The sequence below is a fragment of the Streptomyces sp. NPDC006140 genome, from assembly GCF_040628815.1.
Taxonomy (GTDB): domain Bacteria; phylum Actinomycetota; class Actinomycetes; order Streptomycetales; family Streptomycetaceae; genus Streptomyces.
Genome location: NZ_JBEXTS010000009.1, coordinates 83,538 through 100,233, shown reverse-complemented (window position 1 = coordinate 100,233; position 16,696 = coordinate 83,538). Strand labels below are relative to the sequence as shown.

The 16,696-nt window shown below is 69.4% G+C and carries 18 protein-coding genes; 14 read left to right on the top strand and 4 right to left on the bottom strand.

Translation table 11 applies throughout. The features are described 5' to 3' along the window. Positions 1-56: 56 nt before the first annotated feature. The 12 genes from glyA (at position 57) to ABZ386_RS23230 (ending at position 11,413) form a co-directional block, all read left to right on the top strand. A complete protein-coding gene (gene glyA / locus ABZ386_RS23285) occupies positions 57-1,295 on the top strand; it encodes a serine hydroxymethyltransferase (RefSeq protein WP_356615326.1) in 1,239 nt (412 codons plus the stop codon). Positions 1,296-1,424: 129 nt separating this feature from the next. After that, positions 1,425-2,768 carry an MraY family glycosyltransferase gene (locus ABZ386_RS23280; RefSeq protein WP_351342456.1) on the top strand — a complete coding sequence of 448 codons (1,344 nt, stop codon included), beginning with the start codon at positions 1,425-1,427 and terminating at the stop codon, positions 2,766-2,768. A 298-nt stretch (positions 2,769-3,066) separates the two neighbouring features. After that, positions 3,067-3,504 carry a hypothetical protein gene (locus tag ABZ386_RS23275; RefSeq protein WP_355718395.1) on the top strand — a complete coding sequence of 146 codons (438 nt, stop codon included), beginning with the start codon at positions 3,067-3,069 and terminating at the stop codon, positions 3,502-3,504. Between the two features lie 273 nt (positions 3,505-3,777). Further along, positions 3,778-4,548, top strand: a complete 771-nt coding sequence (atpB, locus tag ABZ386_RS23270; protein WP_351342617.1) for a F0F1 ATP synthase subunit A — start codon at positions 3,778-3,780, stop codon at positions 4,546-4,548. Positions 4,549-4,622: 74 nt separating this feature from the next. Then, a complete protein-coding gene (gene atpE / locus ABZ386_RS23265; protein ID WP_031485821.1) occupies positions 4,623-4,856 on the top strand; it encodes an ATP synthase F0 subunit C in 234 nt (77 codons plus the stop codon). A gap of 41 nt (positions 4,857-4,897) precedes the next feature. After that, entirely contained in the window at positions 4,898-5,446 is a 549-nt protein-coding gene (locus ABZ386_RS23260; RefSeq protein ID WP_031117488.1) for a F0F1 ATP synthase subunit B, read from the top strand. Further along, positions 5,443-6,258, top strand: a complete 816-nt coding sequence (locus ABZ386_RS23255) for a F0F1 ATP synthase subunit delta (protein WP_351342461.1) — start codon at positions 5,443-5,445, stop codon at positions 6,256-6,258. Before ABZ386_RS23260 ends, ABZ386_RS23255 begins: the two co-directional genes overlap by 4 nt. Before the next feature lie 124 nt (positions 6,259-6,382). Further along, positions 6,383-7,972, top strand: a complete 1,590-nt coding sequence (atpA, locus tag ABZ386_RS23250) for a F0F1 ATP synthase subunit alpha (RefSeq protein ID WP_351342463.1) — start codon at positions 6,383-6,385, stop codon at positions 7,970-7,972. Positions 7,973-7,992: 20 nt separating this feature from the next. Then, on the top strand, positions 7,993-8,907 hold the full coding sequence (locus ABZ386_RS23245; RefSeq protein WP_351342465.1) for a F0F1 ATP synthase subunit gamma: 915 nt from the start codon (positions 7,993-7,995) through the stop codon (positions 8,905-8,907). A 3-nt stretch (positions 8,908-8,910) separates the two neighbouring features. After that, a complete protein-coding gene (gene atpD / locus ABZ386_RS23240; protein ID WP_351342467.1) occupies positions 8,911-10,347 on the top strand; it encodes a F0F1 ATP synthase subunit beta in 1,437 nt (478 codons plus the stop codon). A 111-nt stretch (positions 10,348-10,458) separates the two neighbouring features. Continuing rightward, positions 10,459-10,836 carry a F0F1 ATP synthase subunit epsilon gene (locus tag ABZ386_RS23235; RefSeq protein WP_033312984.1) on the top strand — a complete coding sequence of 126 codons (378 nt, stop codon included), beginning with the start codon at positions 10,459-10,461 and terminating at the stop codon, positions 10,834-10,836. Positions 10,837-10,966: 130 nt separating this feature from the next. Next, positions 10,967-11,413 carry a DUF2550 domain-containing protein gene (locus tag ABZ386_RS23230; protein ID WP_351342469.1) on the top strand — a complete coding sequence of 149 codons (447 nt, stop codon included), beginning with the start codon at positions 10,967-10,969 and terminating at the stop codon, positions 11,411-11,413. A gap of 14 nt (positions 11,414-11,427) precedes the next feature. Here the strand turns inward: ABZ386_RS23230 and ABZ386_RS23225 are convergent, their stop codons facing one another. From ABZ386_RS23225 to ABZ386_RS23215, 3 genes are all read right to left on the bottom strand, one after another. Further along, complete coding sequence (locus tag ABZ386_RS23225) at positions 11,428-13,254, bottom strand: glycoside hydrolase family 18 chitinase (protein ID WP_356615328.1); 1,827 nt, start codon at positions 13,252-13,254, stop codon at positions 11,428-11,430. Positions 13,255-13,376: 122 nt separating this feature from the next. Further along, the gene (locus tag ABZ386_RS23220) at positions 13,377-14,018 is read right to left on the bottom strand and encodes a response regulator transcription factor (RefSeq protein ID WP_114255328.1); all 642 of its coding nucleotides are present in this window, start codon (positions 14,016-14,018) and stop codon (positions 13,377-13,379) included. Continuing rightward, complete coding sequence (locus ABZ386_RS23215) at positions 14,015-15,199, bottom strand: histidine kinase (RefSeq protein WP_358965717.1); 1,185 nt, start codon at positions 15,197-15,199, stop codon at positions 14,015-14,017. Before ABZ386_RS23215 ends, ABZ386_RS23220 begins: the two co-directional genes overlap by 4 nt. 152 nt (positions 15,200-15,351) lie before the next feature. Between ABZ386_RS23215 and ABZ386_RS23210 the strand changes: the two genes are divergently transcribed. Both ABZ386_RS23210 and ABZ386_RS23205 read left to right on the top strand, forming a co-directional pair. Next, positions 15,352-15,930, top strand: coding sequence for a hypothetical protein (locus ABZ386_RS23210; protein WP_114255330.1), 579 nt, complete (start codon positions 15,352-15,354; stop codon positions 15,928-15,930). After that, positions 15,927-16,115 carry a DUF5708 family protein gene (locus ABZ386_RS23205; protein ID WP_358965716.1) on the top strand — a complete coding sequence of 63 codons (189 nt, stop codon included), beginning with the start codon at positions 15,927-15,929 and terminating at the stop codon, positions 16,113-16,115. The genes ABZ386_RS23210 and ABZ386_RS23205 overlap by 4 nt, the downstream gene beginning before the upstream one ends. Here ABZ386_RS23205 and ABZ386_RS23200 read toward each other — a convergent pair. Then, positions 16,112-16,684 carry a cob(I)yrinic acid a,c-diamide adenosyltransferase gene (locus ABZ386_RS23200; RefSeq protein WP_358965714.1) on the bottom strand — a complete coding sequence of 191 codons (573 nt, stop codon included), beginning with the start codon at positions 16,682-16,684 and terminating at the stop codon, positions 16,112-16,114. The two genes, ABZ386_RS23205 and ABZ386_RS23200, sit on opposite strands and share 4 nt — an antisense overlap. Between the last annotated feature and the right edge of the window lie 12 nt (positions 16,685-16,696).

The window sequence follows — 16,696 nt, the reverse complement described above, 5'->3', positions numbered from 1 at the left end:
ATTGGTCGTACGTCACCACGGCGAACCGCCCAGAAGCACGTCGCCCGGAGCCCACCATGACGGTCACCCCTGCCATCGAGGCCGACGTCCTGCGTCACCAGGACCCCGAACTCGCCGACGTCCTGCTCGGGGAACGGGAGCGGCAGGCGACCACGCTCCAGCTGATCGCCGCCGAGAACTTCACCTCCCCGGCCGTGCTGGCCGCCCTCGGCTCGCCGCTCGCCAACAAGTACGCCGAGGGCTACCCGGGGGCACGCCACCACGGCGGCTGCGAGATCGTCGACGTCGCCGAACGCCTCGCCGTCGACCGCGCCAAGACCCTGTTCGGCGCGGACCACGCCAACGTCCAGTCCCACTCGGGCTCTTCGGCGGTCCTGGCCGCCTACGCCGCCCTGCTGCGCCCCGGCGACACCGTCCTCGCCCTGGGCCTGCCGCACGGCGGCCACCTCACGCACGGCTCGCCCGCCAACTTCTCCGGCCGCTGGTTCGACTTCGTCGGCTACGGCGTGGAGGCCGAGTCCGGGCTCGTCGACCACGAGCAGGTGCGCACCCTGGCCCGCACGCGCCGGCCCAAGGCGATCGTGTGCGGCTCGATCGCCTACCCGCGCCACTTCGACCACGCCTTCTTCCGCGAGGTCGCCGACGAGGTGGGCGCCTACCTCATCGCGGACGCCGCGCACCCCATCGGGCTCGTCGCCGGGGGAGCGGCGCCCAACCCCGTGCCGTACGCGGACATCGTCTGCGCGACCACCCACAAGGTGCTGCGCGGCCCCCGCGGCGGCATGATCCTGTGCCGCGCGGAACTGGCCGAGCGGGTCGACCGGGCCGTGTTCCCTTTCACACAGGGCGGCGCCCAGATGCACACGATCGCCGCCAAGGCGGTCGCGTTCGGGGAGGCGGCAACACCGGCGTTCGCCGCGTACACCCATCAGGTGGTCGCCAATGCGAGGGTTCTCGCGGCACGGCTGGCCGCCGAGGGCCTGGTCGTCACCACCGGCGGCACCGACACCCATCTGATCACCGCCGACCCGGCGCCCCTCGGTGTCGACGGCCGCACCGCCCGGGGCCGTCTCGCCGCGGCCGGCCTGGTCCTGGACTGCTGCGCGCTGCCGCACGGCGACGCCCGGGGACTGCGCCTGGGCACGGCCGCGGTCACCACGCAGGGGATGGGCGAGGCGGAGATGGGGCGGATCGCCAAGCTGCTCGCGGGCGTGCTCAGGGGCGTGACGGAGACCGCGAGAGCCCGTGAAGAAGTGCGGGAGCTGGCCGGTGGATTTCCGCCGTATCCGCGCTGAGACGGGGTAAGCGCACCAGGGTGCACAGCCACTCGTGCAACCATCGTCGCTACCCGGAAGTCCCCACTCATATGCGCGCATCGCTAGGGTGTGGGGCTGTGATGGCCAGCGAGACCTGTGGGGAAGCCCGTGCGTGAATACCTGCTGACGCTCTGCATCACGGCCGCGGTGACGTATCTGCTGACAGGGCCGGTACGGAAGTTCGCGATCGTGGCCGGAGCGATGCCGGAGATCCGGGCACGTGACGTGCACCGGGAGCCCACTCCGCGGCTCGGCGGGATCGCGATGTTCTTCGGCCTGTGCGCGGGCCTGCTGGTCGCCGACCACCTGACCAACCTCAACCAGGTCTTCGAGACGTCCAACGAACCCCGGGCGCTGCTGTCCGGGGCGGCCCTGATCTGGCTGATCGGCGTCCTGGACGACAAGTTCGAGATCGACGCCCTGATCAAGCTGGGCGGCCAGATGATCGCCGCGGGCGTGATGGTCGTGCAGGGTCTGACGATCCTGTGGCTGCCGATCCCGGGCGTCGGCTCGGTCGCGCTCACCCAGTGGCAGGGCACCCTGCTGACGGTCGCGCTGGTCGTCATCACCATCAACGCGGTCAACTTCGTCGACGGCCTGGACGGCCTCGCGGCCGGCATGGTCTGCATCGCCGCCACCGCGTTCTTCCTGTACGCCTACCGCATCTGGTACTCGTACGGCATCGAGGCCGCCGCCCCCGCCACCCTCTTCTCGGCGATCCTGATGGGCATGTGCCTGGGCTTCCTGCCGCACAACATGCACCCGGCGCGGATCTTCATGGGCGACTCGGGCTCGATGCTGATCGGCCTGGTCCTGGCCGCCGGCGCGATCTCCGTCACCGGGCAGGTCGACCCGGACGCGCTCAACCTGTACGTCGGGTCCGAGAAGGAGGCCGTGCACCAGACGGTCCCCGTCTACATCCCGCTGCTGCTGCCGCTGACGATCATCGCGGTGCCGGCCGCCGACCTGATCCTGGCGATCGTGCGCCGCACCTGGCGCGGCCAGTCCCCGTTCGCCGCCGACCGCGGTCACCTGCACCACCGGCTCCTGGAGATCGGCCACTCGCACAGCCGCGCGGTGCTGATCATGTACTTCTGGTCGGCGCTGATCGCCTTCGGCGCGCTCGCCTACTCGGTCAACTCGGCGTCCATGTGGATCGTGCTCGGCGTCGTGTTCCTCAGCGCGATCGGTCTGGTCCTGCTCCTGCTGCCGCGCTTCACGCCCCGCACCCCGCGCTGGATGGAGCGCTTCGTGCCGCCGCGCTACCGCCGCCGCGGGATCCCGGCCCTGGCGCCGGATGCCTCGACGCCGGCGTCCGCCGCCGAGCAGCCCGCCGCGGTGGGGCCGGAGAGCCGCACGCCCGTGGTCTCCGGGGTCTCCGGTGTCAACGGGGCGACCGCCATCGGCCCCCGTTCGCGGCTGGCCGACCGGCGCAAGGCCGGGACAAGGTAAGAATCTGACTAGAGCATTGCCAAGTCGTGGGGTGGTGATGGGGGTGCGAAGCGCCCCAATACCAGACATCTCGGCGGCGTTCACGCTCAGACGCGCATGTTCACTCTCATGTGTGACTGTCCGCACACCCCCAGGTAAAGACTGCATCAAATAGTTTGTGATACGGTTCACGAGAACCCCCCGGATAGAGCCGAAGGACCGTGATGCGACGGTCCATTGGCGTGAGGTCTCCACTCAGCCCGGGACTACGCTCGTCCATGACGACACCCCTGCCCCCTGCGAAAGCGGAGTTGCCGCCATGCCGTCCAATGACGCCCGGATTCTGGCCCAGGCCGCCGTGCCCACGGCTGCCGTCGGTGCTGTCGCCGCCGTCGTCAGTGGTGTGGTCGTCGGGGGCAAGGGGGCGATCGGGGCGGTCGTCGCGACGCTTGTTGTGATCCTCTTCATGGGGATCGGCCTCTACGTCCTGCAGCGCACTGCCAAATCGCTTCCGCATCTGTTCCAGGCGATGGGCCTGATGCTCTACGCGGCGCAGATCCTGCTGCTGTTCGTCTTCATGGCCGCCTTCAAGAACACCACGCTGTTCCATCCCAAGGCCTTCGCCCTCACGCTCGTCGCCGGCACTCTCGCGTGGATCGCCGCGCAGGCGCGTGCCCATATGAAGGCCAAGATCCTTTACGTCGAGCCCGATTCGACGACGGGCGAGAAGCCCGAAAAGTCGGGGCACTCGTCGTGAGGGGTAGGGCCGGGATAAAGAGGCATGAGATCTCCTGCTATCGTCCGGTGCCAACTGCGGCATCGCGGGCGCGGGCATCTGAGCTGACGCCTGCTCGAACGCGAGGCTCGATGCCCCCCAGCCGCCCTCACATCCGTAACACCAGTCCGGTGCCGATCCGCGGCTGCGCGCCGCGCCGACACAACGAGGTTGCCGTACACATGCGTCACGCCGAAGGAGCCCGCGGTGAGTGCTGACCAGACCCAGCTCGCCTTTGACTGGAGCTGTCGGATCATGTCCGACAACGGGTGTGGTTTTCCGGCTCCGGGCCTGCACTCGTTCCTCTTCAAGCCGATTACCACGGTCGGGGGGTTCGAGTTCAACAAGGTGATGCTGCTCGCCATCATCACCACGCTCCTGGTTGTCACCTTCTTCACACTCGCCTTCGGCAAGGCGAAGGTGGTCCCGGGCAAGCTCCAGATGATCGGCGAGGCCGGCTACGACTTCGTGCGCCGCGGCATCGTCTACGAGACCCTCGGCAAGAAGGAGGGCGAGAAGTACGTCCCCCTCATGGTCTCGCTGTTCTTCTTCATCTGGATCATGAACATCTGGTCCGTGATCCCGCTGGCGCAGTTCCCGGTGTCGTCGATCATCGCGTACCCCATGGTGCTGGCCGCCATCGTCTACGTGGTGTGGGTCTCGTTGACCTTCAAGCGGCACGGGTTCGTCGGCTTCTTCAAGAACGTCACCGGCTACGACAAGACGCTCGGCCCGGTGCTGCCGCTCGTGATGGTCATCGAGTTCTTCTCGAACCTGCTCGTCCGTCCCTTCACGCACGCGGTCCGGCTCTTCGCCAACATGTTCGCCGGTCACCTGATGCTGGTGATGTTCACCGTCGCCTCCTGGTACCTGCTGAACAGCTGGATGATCCCGGCGGCCGGTGTCTCCTTCGTCATGACGATGGTCATGATCCTCTTCGAGCTCTTCGTGCAGGCGGTCCAGGCGTACGTCTTCGTCCTCCTCGCCTGCTCGTACATTCAGGGCGCTCTCGCCGAGCACCACTGAGCCCCACTCCCTCAAGCCCCTGATCGTCCGGTGGCCAACCCCCGCCGGTCCATGAAAAAGAAGGAAGATTCAGCATGGCTGCCCTTGAGACCCTCGCCGCTGTCGAAGGCAACATCGGTTCCATCGGCTACGGCCTCGCCGCCATCGGCCCCGGCGTCGGCGTCGGCATCATCTTCGGTAACGGCACCCAGGCCCTCGCCCGCCAGCCCGAGGCGGCCGGCCTGATCCGTGCCAACCAGATCCTCGGTTTCGCGTTCTGTGAGGCGCTCGCGCTCATCGGCATCGTCATGCCGTTCGTCTACGGATGATCGAGCCCTGACGAGCGAACCTGCCAACGAAAGGCACTGATGTGATCGCCAACCTGGTGCAGCTGGCGGCCGAGGAAGAGCAGAACCCGCTCGTTCCTCCGGGCCCCGAGCTGCTCGTCGGCACCATCGCCTTCGCCATCGTGTTCTTCTTCTTCTGGAAGAAGCTGCTTCCGAACATCAACAAGGTTCTGGAGGAGCGCCGCGCGGCGATCGAAGGCGGTATCGAAGAGGCCGAGACCATGAAGGTCGAGGCCCAGAGCGTCCTTGAGCAGTACAAGGCACAGCTCGCCGAGGCCCGGCACGAGGCCGCGCGTCTGCGCCAGGAGGCGCAGGAGCAGGGTGCCGCCCTCATCGCCGAGATGCGGGCCGAGGGCCAGCGGCAGCGCGAGGAGATCGTCGCCGCCGGTCACGCCCAGATCGAGGCCGACCGCAAGGCCGCCGCGTCCGCGCTGCGCCAGGACGTCGGCAAGCTCGCCACCGACCTGGCCGGCAAGCTCGTCGGCGAGTCCCTCGAGGACCACGCCCGCCAGAGCCGTGTGATCGACCGGTTCCTCGACGAGCTCGAGGAGAAGGCCGAGGCCGGCCGATGAACGGAGCGAGCCGCGAGGCCCTGGCAGCCGCACGTGAGCGTCTCGACGCGCTGACGGACTCCACGTCCGTGGACGCCGGCTCGCTCGCCGACGAGCTGGCCGCCGTCACCGCGCTGCTCGACCGCGAGGTGTCGCTGCGTCGGGTCCTCACCGACCCGGCGCAGGCCGGTCAGGCCAAGGCCGAGCTGGCCCAGCGTCTGCTCGGCACCCAGGTCAGCGGCCCGGCCGCCGACCTGGTCGCCGGCATGGTGCGCTCCCGCTGGTCGCGCTCGCGCGACCTGGTGGACGCGATCGAGGAGCTGGCGAACACCGCCGACCTCACCGCCGCGCAGCAGGCGGGCAAGCTCGACGACGTCGAGGACGAGCTGTTCCGGTTCGGCCGGATCGTCTCCGGCAGCACCGAGCTGCGCGCCGCGCTGACCGACCGGAAGGCCACCGCCTCGGCCAAGGGCGAGCTGCTGCGCAGCCTGCTCGGGGGCAGGGCGCAGCCGGCCACCGAGCGTCTGGTGACGCGCCTTGTGACCGCGCCGCGGGGACGTAGCCTGGAGTCGGGACTGGAGTCCCTGTCCAAGCTCGCCGCCGAGCGCCGGGACCGCATGGTGGCCATCGTCACCTCGGCGGCTCCGCTGAGCGACCTGCAGAAGCAGCGCCTGGGCGCCGCCCTCGCGAAGCTCTACGGCCGCCAGATGCACCTCAACCTGGACGTGGACCCCGAGGTCCTCGGCGGAATCCGGGTGCAGGTCGGCGACGAGGTCATCAACGGCTCCCTCGCGGACCGCATCGAGGACGCCAGCCGCCGGCTCGCCGGCTGAGCAGCAACTCAATAGGCACAACGTACTTACGACGGCCCTGGTTGGGCCGTGCAGAAGAATCCTGGGGGTCGCCCCCAGACCCCCTAAGAAACTTCGGGCCCAACAAGGAGAGCAGGGAACCCAGATGGCGGAGCTCACGATCCGGCCGGAGGAGATCCGGGACGCGCTGGAGAACTTCGTCCAGGCGTACAAGCCGGACGCGGCCTCGCGCGAGGAGGTCGGTACGGTCACCTTTGCCGGCGACGGCATCGCGAAGGTCGAGGGCCTGCCCTCGACCATGGCCAACGAGCTGCTGAAGTTCGAGGACGGCACCCTCGGCCTCGCCCTCAACCTCGAGGAGCGCGAGATCGGTGCCATCGTCCTCGGCGAGTTCAGCGGCATCGAGGAGGGGCAGCCGGTCAGCCGTACCGGCGAGGTCCTGTCCGTCGCGGTCGGCGAGGGCTACCTCGGCCGCGTGGTCGACCCCCTCGGCAACCCGATCGACGGCCTCGGCGAGATCGAGACCGACAGCCGTCGCGCCCTGGAGCTGCAGGCCCCGGGCGTCATGGCCCGTAAGTCGGTGCACGAGCCGATGGAGACCGGCTACAAGGCCGTCGACACGATGACCCCGATCGGCCGTGGTCAGCGTCAGCTGATCATCGGCGACCGCCAGACCGGCAAGACCGCCCTGGCCGTCGACACGATCATCAACCAGCGTGACAACTGGCGCTCGGGCGACCCGAAGAAGCAGGTCCGCTGCATCTACGTCGCCATCGGCCAGAAGGGCTCCACCATCGCCGGCGTGCGCGGCGCTCTGGAGGAGGCCGGCGCGCTGGAGTACACGACCATCGTCGCCGCCCCGGCGTCCGACCCGGCCGGCTTCAAGTACCTGGCGCCGTACACCGGTTCGGCCATCGGCCAGCACTGGATGTACCAGGGCAAGCACGTCCTGATCATCTTCGACGACCTGTCGAAGCAGGCCGACGCCTACCGCGCCGTGTCGCTGCTGCTGCGCCGCCCGCCGGGCCGTGAGGCCTACCCGGGTGACGTCTTCTACCTGCACTCCCGGCTGCTGGAGCGCTGCGCCAAGCTCTCCGACGAGCTGGGCGCCGGCTCGATGACCGGTCTGCCGATCGTCGAGACCAAGGCCAACGACGTGTCGGCGTTCATCCCGACCAACGTCATCTCCATCACCGACGGCCAGTGCTTCCTGGAGTCGGACCTGTTCAACGCCGGTCAGCGCCCCGCGCTGAACGTCGGTATCTCCGTCTCCCGAGTCGGTGGCTCCGCCCAGCACAAGGCGATCCGCCAGGTCTCCGGCCGTCTGCGGGTGGACCTCGCCCAGTTCCGTGAGCTGGAGGCCTTCGCCGCCTTCGGTTCCGACCTGGACGCCGCGTCCAAGGCCCAGCTGGAGCGCGGTCAGCGCATGGTCGAGCTGCTGAAGCAGCCGCAGTACCAGCCGATGGCCACCGAGGACCAGGTCGTCTCCATCTGGGCCGGCACCACCGGCAAGATGGACGAGGTCCCCGTCGCCGACATCCGCCGCTTCGAGAAGGAGCTGCTGGACTACCTGCACCGCAAGGAGCAGGGTCTGCTGACCTCCATCCGCGAGGGCGGCAAGATGTCCGACGACACCCTCCAGGCCATGGCCGACGCCATCGCGGAGTTCAAGAAGCAGTTCGAGACCTCCGACGGCAAGCTGCTCGGCGAGGACGCTCCGGCTGCCGGCAAGTGACGACGGAAGGGACCTGACTCATGGGAGCCCAGCTCCGGGTCTACAAGCGTCGCATCAAAACCGTCTCCGCGACCAAGAAGATCACGAAGGCGATGGAGATGATCGCCGCCTCGCGCGTCGTCAAGGCGCAGCGCAAGGTGGCGGCCTCCACGCCGTACGCGACCGAGCTCACCCGCGCGGTCACGGCGGTCGCGACCGGCTCGAACACCAAGCACCCGCTGACGACGGAGGCGGAGAACCCGACCCGCGCCGCGGTCCTGCTCCTCACGAGCGACCGCGGTCTGGCCGGCGCCTTCAACTCCAACGCCATCAAGGCCGCCGAGAAGCTCACGGCGCAGCTCGAGGCCGAGGGCAAGGAGGTCGACAGCTACATCGTCGGCCGCCGCGGTGTCGCCCACTACAACTTCCGTGAGCGCAAGATCACGGAGTCGTTCACGGGCTTCACCGACGACCCGTCGTACGCGGACGCCAAGAAGGTCGCGGCCCCGCTGATCGAGGCCATCGAGACGGAGACGGCCGAGGGCGGCGTGGACGAGCTCCACATCGTCTACACCGAGTTCGTGTCGATGATGACGCAGACGGCGATCGAGGCCCGGCTGCTGCCGCTCAGCCTCGAAGAGGTCGAAAAGGAGGCCAAGCCCAAGGGCGAGATCCTCCCGCTGTTCGACTTCGAGCCGTCGGCGGAGGACGTCCTGGACGCCCTGCTGCCGCGCTACGTGGAGAGCCGCATCTACAACGCGCTGCTCCAGTCGGCCGCCTCCAAGCACGCCGCCACGCGGCGCGCGATGAAGTCGGCGACCGACAACGCCGGAGAGCTCATCGAGACCCTCACCCGGCTTGCCAACCAGGCCCGCCAGGCCGAAATCACCCAGGAAATCAGCGAGATCGTCGGTGGCGCCAGTGCCCTGGCCGACGCGACCGCGGGGAGTGACTGACAAATGACCACCACTGTTGAGACGGCCACGGCGACGGGCCGCGTCGCGCGGGTCATCGGCCCGGTCGTCGACGTGGAGTTCCCCGTCGACGCGATGCCGGAGATCTACAACGCCCTTCACGTCGAGGTCGCCGACCCGGCGCTCGCGGGCGAGAAGAAGACGCTGACGCTTGAGGTCGCCCAGCACCTGGGCGACGGCCTGGTCCGCGCGATCTCCATGCAGCCCACCGACGGCCTGGTCCGCCAGGCCCCGGTGATCAACACCGGCGCGGGCATCACCGTCCCGGTCGGCGACTTCACCAAGGGCAAGGTGTTCAACACCCTCGGTGAGGTGCTGAACACCGACGAGACCCACGAGGGCGAGCGCTGGTCCATCCACCGCAAGGCCCCCGCGTTCGACCAGCTCGAGTCGAAGACCGAGATGTTCGAGACGGGCCTGAAGGTCGTCGACCTCCTCACCCCGTACGTCAAGGGCGGCAAGATCGGTCTGTTCGGTGGTGCCGGTGTCGGCAAGACCGTGCTGATCCAGGAAATGATCATGCGTGTCGCCAACCTCCACGAGGGCGTCTCCGTCTTCGCGGGTGTCGGCGAGCGCACCCGTGAGGGCAACGACCTCATCGCGGAGATGGAAGAGTCCGGCGTTCTGGACAAGACCGCGCTGGTCTTCGGCCAGATGGACGAGCCCCCGGGCACCCGTCTGCGCGTGGCCCTGGCCGGCCTGACGATGGCGGAGTACTTCCGCGACGTCCAGAAGCAGGACGTGCTGTTCTTCATCGACAACATCTTCCGCTTCACCCAGGCCGGTTCCGAGGTGTCGACCCTGCTCGGCCGTATGCCCTCCGCGGTGGGTTACCAGCCGAACCTGGCCGACGAGATGGGCATCCTCCAGGAGCGCATCACCTCGACCCGCGGTCACTCGATCACCTCGATGCAGGCGATCTACGTCCCCGCGGACGACCTGACCGACCCGGCCCCGGCCACCACCTTCGCCCACCTCGACGCGACGACGGTGCTCTCCCGTCCGATCTCCGAGAAGGGCATCTACCCGGCCGTGGACCCGCTGGACTCGACGTCCCGGATCCTCGACCCGCGGTACATCTCGGCGGACCACTACAACGCCGCGATGCGCGTGAAGAACATCCTGCAGAAGTACAAGGACCTGCAGGACATCATCGCGATCCTCGGTATCGACGAGCTCGGCGAGGAGGACAAGCTCGTCGTCCACCGGGCCCGTCGCGTGGAGCGCTTCCTGTCCCAGAACACCCACGCCGCCAAGCAGTTCACCGGCGTGGACGGTTCGGACGTGCCGCTGGACGAGTCGATCGCCGCGTTCAACGCGATCTGCGACGGCGAGTACGACCACTTCCCGGAGCAGGCGTTCTTCATGTGCGGTGGTCTCGAGGACCTGAAGAAGAACGCGAAGGAGCTGGGCGTCTCCTGACCCCGGTGTTCTTGAGGAGGGGGCGGGCGCGTCCCGCCCCCTCTCTCACGCCTACTAGACTTGTAACCAACACCCGGCACTCCCGCCGGGTGGTGACCCGAGGAGCCACCCTTGGCTGCTGAGCTGCACGTCGCGCTGGTCGCGGCCGACCGTGAGGTCTGGTCCGGCCAGGCCACCCTGGTCGTCGCGCGCACCACGTCCGGCGACATCGGCGTCATGCCCGGTCACCAGCCGCTGCTCGGTGTGCTGGAGTCGGGCCCGGTGACCATCCGCACGAGCGAGGGCGGGACGGTCGTCGCCGCGGTGCACGGCGGATTCATCTCGTTCGCCGACGACAAGCTTTCCCTGCTGGCCGAAGTCGCCGAGCTGTCGGACGAGATCGACGTCCAGCGCGCGGAGCAGGAGCTGGAGCGCGCGAAGGCGGAGGACGACGCGGAGGCCCAGCGCCGCGCGGACGTCCGGCTGCGGGCTGCGACGGCGGCCCGCTGACCCCGTCAGCCGTGTGATGACGTCACTCAGCCGCGGCTGGGTACCGGAGTAATCCGGACCCAGCCGCGGCTGAGGTGGATGTGGGTGTTTTTTACGTTCCGTTACCTAGGAGACGAGGAGGTCGGTGTCGATGGTCCTCGCTCTGACTGTGTGCGGAATTGTCGTGGCCCTCGTGGTGGTGGGACTGTTCGTCTTCGGTCTGCGCCGCCGGCTCATCCAGCGCTCGGGCGGCACCTTCGACGCCAGCCTGCGCTGGGACGCGCCGGAGGACGGCGACCCGAACGGCAAGGGCTGGGCGTACGGGGTGGCCCGGTACAACGGCGACCGCGTCGAGTGGTTCCGCGTCTTCTCGTACTCGCCGCGGCCCCGCCGCATCCTGGAGCGTTCCGCGATCGAGGTGGCCGGCCGCCGGGTCCCGGAGGGCGAGGAGGAGCTGGCGCTCCTCTCCGACCATGTGATCCTGGCCTGTCTGCACCGGGGCACGCGTCTTGAACTCGCGATGAGCGAAGACGCGCTGACCGGTTTCCTCGCGTGGCTCGAGGCAGCCCCGCCCGGTCAGCGCGTCAACGTGGCGTAATCCGCCGAATTCTCTTACGACAGGCCGGTGTGGATGGCGGCCGCCAGCTCGCCGTTGGCGGTGTCGCCGCTGAACTCCCAGAAGAACGCGCCGCCGAGGCCCTGGTTCCTGGCCCAGCTCATCTTGCCCGCGATGGTCGCCGGGGTGTCGTACGACCACCAGTTGCTGCCGCAGTGGGCGTACGCCGTGCCCGCGATGGTGCCGGTGGCGGGGCAGGAGTTCTTCAGGACCTTGTAGTCCTCGATGCCGGCCTCGTACGTGCCCGGTGCCGCGCCGGTCGCCGAGCCGCCCGGGGCGGACTGGGTGACGCCGGTCCAGCCGCGGCCGTAGAAGCCGATGCCGAGCAGCAGCTTCTTGGCGGGGACGCCCTTCGCCTTGAGCTTGGCGATCGCGTCGGCCGAGTTGAAGCCGGCCTGCGGGATGCCGGGGTACGAGGTGAGCGGGGAGTGCGGGGCGGTCGGGCCGTCCTTGTCGAAGGCGCCGAAGTAGTCGTAGGTCATCACGTTGTACCAGTCGAGGTACTGGGCGGCGCCGCCGTAGTCGGCCGCGTCGATCTTGCCGCCGGCGGAGCCGTCGGCGGTGATGGCCGCGGTGACCAGGTAGTCCGGGCCGAACTCGTTGCGCAGGGCTTGGGAGAGGTTCTTGAAGGCCGCCGGACCGGACGTGTCACAGGTCAGGCCGCAGGCGTTCGGGTACTCCCAGTCGATGTCGATGCCGTCGAAGACGTCGGCCCAGCGCGGGTCCTCCACGACGGCCTTGCAGGACTTGGCGAACGCGGCGGCGTTCTGCGCGGCCTGGCCGAAGCCGCCCGAGTAGGTCCAGCCGCCGAAGGAGTACAGCACCTTGATGTGCGGGTACTTCGCCTTCAGCTGGCGCAGCTGGTTGAAGTTGCCGCGCAGCGGCTGGTCCCAGGTGTCGGCGGTGCCGGAGACGGACTGGTCGGCGGTGTAGGCCTTGTCGTAGGCGGCGTAGGTGTCATCGACCGTGCACTGGCCGTTCTTGACGTTGCCGAACGCGTAGTTGATGTGGGTGATCTTCGACGCGGTCCCCGAGGTCACCAGGTTCTTGACGTGGTAGTTGCGGCCGTAGACGCCCCACTCGGTGAAGTAGCCGAGCTTGATCTTGTCGCCGGTGGGCGGGGGCTCGGTGGTGCCGCCCGTGGTGCGGACGCGTACGGCACCGCTGACCGGGCCGGTCTGGTCGGCGGTGTCGCGGGCCTGCACGGAGTAGGAGTAGTCCGTGCCCTTGGTCAGGCCGGTGTCCGTGTACGAGGTCGTCGTCACGGTGGCGACCTTGGCGCCGTCGCGCAGCACGTCGTAGTTCTTGACGCCCTTGTCGTCGGTGGCGGCGGACCAGGTCAGCTTCACCGAGGTGTCGGTGATGCCGGAGGCGGTCGGGGTGCCGGGGGCGCTCGGCGCGCTGTCGCCGGGCTCGGTGGTGCCGCCGTCGCAGCTGCCGCCGTTGAGCTTGCAATTGGCGGGGGAGCCGGAGCCTGAGCCGTTGAAGCCGAAGGTGACGGAGGCCCCGGGGGCGAGAGTGCCGTTCCAGGACTTGTTCTTCGCGGTCCAGTGGGAGCCGGAGGAGGTGACGTCGGCGTCCCAGGCGGAGGTGACGGAGGTACCGGAGGGGAAGTCCCACTCGACGGTCCAGGAGTTGATGGTCGTGGTGCCGGTGTTCTTCACCGTCCACTTGCCCTCGAAGCCGGAGCCCCAGTCCTGGGTCTTGGCGTAGGTCGCGGTGGCGGACGTCGCGGCCTGGGCCGGGCTCGCCAGGCCGACGAGGCCGGCCAGCGGGAGCAACAGGGTCGCGAACCCTGCCGCGGCTCTGTGTCTGAAGCGCATGCTGCGCCTCCTCGATGGAGTTGTGGGGGGCGTGACTGAGCCTCACGCCACACATGGTGCGGTGAGAATAGGAAGGTCTGGACCACCGGTCAATAGGTCTGGACCACTACGTCCGACTCGGGTCAGATCCCCAACTCCTGCGCCAGCACCGCCGCTTGCACCCGGCTGCGCAGCTCCAGCTTCGCCAACAGGCGGCTGACGTGGGTCTTCACGGTCGCCTCGGCCATCTCCAGCCGCTCGGCGATGCCCGCGTTGGACAGGCCCTCGCCCAGGCAGGACAGCACCTCGCGCTCGCGCCGGGTCAGCCGGTCCAGCACGGCCGGGTCGGCCGCGGGCTCCCGCGCGGGCTTCGCGGCGAACTCCGCGATCAGCCGCCGGGTGACGGCCGGGGCGATCAGCCCCTCCCCGCGCGCCACCGTCCGCACGGCCTCCAGCAGCTCCCTCGCCTCGGTGTTCTTGAGCAGGAAACCGGACGCGCCCGCCCGCAGCGCCCCGAAGACGTACTCGTCGAGATCGAAGGTGGTCAGCACGAGCACGTCCGCGAGCCGTTCCGCGACGACCTGCCGGGTCGCCGACACCCCGTCCAGGCGCGGCATCTGAATGTCCATCAGCACCAGGTCGGGCCGCAGTTCGCGGGCCAGCGCCACCGCCTGCTCACCGTCCGCCGCCTCGCCGACCACCTCGATGTCGGGCGCGCTGCGCAGGATGAGGACCAGGCCGGCGCGGACGGCGGACTGGTCCTCGGCGACCAGGACGCGGATCATTCGGGTTCTCCTTCGGTCACGGGCAGGGTCGCGCATACGACCCAGATCTTGCCGTCCGGCGAGTCCTCGGGGCCGGCCTCGAACGTGCCGTCCAGCAGCGCGGCGCGTTCCCGCATGCCGACCAGACCGGCGCCTGAGCCGGGGGCGGTGGGCCCGTCCCGGTCACCGTAAGGGCTGGTCACCGACACGGTCAGCAGCCCGTCCCGCTGGGCGACGGACACGGCGACCCGGCCGGGACCGGCGTGCTTGAGGGCGTTGGTCAGGGACTCCTGGACGATGCGGTAGGCGGCGAGTTCCACGGGCGCCGGGACCGCGGCCGGCTCGGCGTCCAGGGTGACGTCGAGGCCGTTGGTGCGCGCACCCTCGACCAGGGCGCCGAGTCCGTCCAGGGTGGGCGCCGCGACCGGCTCGGTGTCACCGCTGGAGTCGCGCAGGATGCCGATCAGGCGCCGCATCTCCGCGAGCCCCTCCACGCTGTTCTCACGGATGACCACCAGGGCCTCCTGGGAGGTCTTCGGGTCGTCCAGGGAGAGCGCGGCCGTGGAGTGGATGGCGATCGCGGAGAGGTGGTTGGCGACCATGTCGTGCAGTTCGCGGGCCATCCGGGCGCGCTCGGCGGTGACGGCCTGGGTGCGGTCCATCTCGGCGAGCAGCGCGGTCTGCTCGGCGCGCAGCCGGGCCGCCTCGGCGGCGTCGCGGTGGTTGCGGACGATCAGGCCGGTCGCGGCGGGCCCGAAGGTGACCAGGCCGGTGACCACGCCGATGAGCAGCGCTTCGGGCTCGCGCCAGACCGCGAACGGCACCACGGCCCCGGCCAGCGAGAGCAGCCCGGTGATCCGCGGGATGCGGTGGGCCGAGGCGGGCGGTCCGTACAGGACAGCCGCGTACATCAGGTCGGTGTACATCAGGATCGTGACCAGGTTGCCCTGGGTGACGAGGTCCAGCACCAGCGCGGGCGTGCCGATCAGCAGGGCGGTGCGGGGCGCGCCGCGGCGCAGCAGTTCGCAGCCCGCCATGACGACCAGCGGCAGCAGCAGGGGCCAGCGCCCGGGCAGCAGCACGTACGGCTCGGTGTGCGGGCGGGTGGCCAGGCCGACCCCCCACAGGAGCAGCCCGCCGAGCAGCCCGCCCAGCGCGACGGAGACGTCGAAGCGGCTTGGGCGGGGGAGTGGTACGGCCATGGCACCATCCAACACGGCCCTCGCGCCCCGCGCCTGATTCCCGCGACGGGTCCTGGAGTGCATCTTTCGATGTACCGAGGGTTCGTCAGTCGCGACGACGATTCCGGCCGCGCCGACCGGGAGCCTGGAAGGGTGACCGAGAGGAGCGAACCGTGATCGTCGCCTTGATCGCCGCCTGTGAGATCGGCTTCTGGGTGCTGCTGGCCGCCGGACTGGCCTTCCGCTACCTGCTGCGCATGCCGCGCACGGGGCTGGCGCTGCTGCTGTGCGAGCCGCTGCTGGAGGTCGTCCTGCTGGTCGCCACCGCGCTGGACCTGAAGAACGGCGCGGATCCGAACTGGACGCACGGGCTGGCGGCGCTGTACATCGGCTACACCGTCGGCCACGGCCACCGCACCGTGAAGTGGCTCGACGGGCACGCCGCCCACCGCTTCGGCGGGGCCCCGCCGCCCCGGAAGCCGCCGCAGTACGGCATGCCCCGGGCCCGCCACGAGGGCAAGGTCTGGATGGGCACGGTGGTGGGCGCCGCCGTCGCGACCGGGCTCCTCCAGCTCGCGATCTGGTACGTGGACGACCCGAGCCGCGTGACCTCCCTGGAGAGCTGGCGCTATGTGGCCTGGCGTGCGGCCGGGATCCACGGACTGGTCGCGCTGAGTTATCTGATCTGGCCGCGGAAGGCCCCCGCCGGGGAGTCCGAGGTGGCGTTCGAGAAGGAGAAGGTGCACCGATGAGCAAGGCGCGCGGGAACCTGGTGGAAGGTGTCGTCACCTTCGTGATCGGCCTCGGACTGTGGCTGTTCACCGGTGACGTCGAGATCCCCGTCCTCACCCTCACGAAGGTGGGCGTGGTGCTGATGTGCGTCGGCGGTGTGCTGGCCGCCACCGGGTTGTGGCAGGGGGCGCGGCGAAAGGCCTAGCGCTCCCCGCCCGGCACCCACAGCACGTCTCCGGCCCCCTTGTTCGCCGTCCTCGCGAGGATGAACAGGAGGTCGGAGAGGCGGTTGAGGTAGGTGGCCGTGAGGGGGTTCATCGTCTCGCCGTGGGTCTCCAGGGCCGCCCACGTCGAGCGTTCCGCCCGGCGTACGACCGTGCAGGCCTGATGGAGCAGGGCCGCGCCCGGCGTGCCGCCCGGGAGGATGAAGGAGCGGAGCTTCTCCAACTGCTCGTTGAAGCGGTCGCAGTCCGCCTCCAGCCGGTCGATGTAGAACTGCTCGACCCGCAGCGGCGGGAACTCCGGGTTCTCCACCACCGGCGTCGACAGGTCCGCGCCCACGTCGAACAGGTCGTTCTGGACGCGGGTGAGGACCTTGACGATCTCCTCGTCCAGGCGGCCGAGGGCGATCGCCGTGCCGATCACCGCGTTCGCCTCGTTGGCGTCGGCGTACGCGGCGATCCGCAGGTCGGTCTTGGCGACCCGGCTCATGTCGCCGAGGGCGGTCGTGCCCTGGTCGCCGGTCCTGGTGTAGATGCGCGTCAGATTGACCATACGGCCAGCGTA

Bases quoted from the DNA above. Each gene is read 5' to 3' on its own strand.
- glyA (WP_356615326.1), top strand. From the start codon at position 57: ATGACGGTCACCCCTGCCATCGAGGCCGACGTCCTGCGTCACCAGGAC.
- ABZ386_RS23275 (WP_355718395.1), top strand. From the start codon at position 3,067: ATGCCGTCCAATGACGCCCGGATTCTGGCCCAGGCCGCCGTGCCCACG.
- atpB (WP_351342617.1), top strand. From the start codon at position 3,778: ATGTCCGACAACGGGTGTGGTTTTCCGGCTCCGGGCCTGCACTCGTTC.
- atpE (WP_031485821.1), top strand. From the start codon at position 4,623: ATGGCTGCCCTTGAGACCCTCGCCGCTGTCGAAGGCAACATCGGTTCC.
- ABZ386_RS23255 (WP_351342461.1), top strand. From the start codon at position 5,443: ATGAACGGAGCGAGCCGCGAGGCCCTGGCAGCCGCACGTGAGCGTCTC.
- atpA (WP_351342463.1), top strand. From the start codon at position 6,383: ATGGCGGAGCTCACGATCCGGCCGGAGGAGATCCGGGACGCGCTGGAG.
- ABZ386_RS23245 (WP_351342465.1), top strand. From the start codon at position 7,993: ATGGGAGCCCAGCTCCGGGTCTACAAGCGTCGCATCAAAACCGTCTCC.
- atpD (WP_351342467.1), top strand. From the start codon at position 8,911: ATGACCACCACTGTTGAGACGGCCACGGCGACGGGCCGCGTCGCGCGG.
- ABZ386_RS23230 (WP_351342469.1), top strand. From the start codon at position 10,967: ATGGTCCTCGCTCTGACTGTGTGCGGAATTGTCGTGGCCCTCGTGGTG.
- ABZ386_RS23225 (WP_356615328.1), bottom strand. From the start codon at position 13,254: ATGCGCTTCAGACACAGAGCCGCGGCAGGGTTCGCGACCCTGTTGCTC.
- ABZ386_RS23220 (WP_114255328.1), bottom strand. From the start codon at position 14,018: ATGATCCGCGTCCTGGTCGCCGAGGACCAGTCCGCCGTCCGCGCCGGC.
- ABZ386_RS23215 (WP_358965717.1), bottom strand. From the start codon at position 15,199: ATGGCCGTACCACTCCCCCGCCCAAGCCGCTTCGACGTCTCCGTCGCG.
- ABZ386_RS23205 (WP_358965716.1), top strand. From the start codon at position 15,927: ATGAGCAAGGCGCGCGGGAACCTGGTGGAAGGTGTCGTCACCTTCGTG.
- ABZ386_RS23200 (WP_358965714.1), bottom strand. From the start codon at position 16,684: ATGGTCAATCTGACGCGCATCTACACCAGGACCGGCGACCAGGGCACG.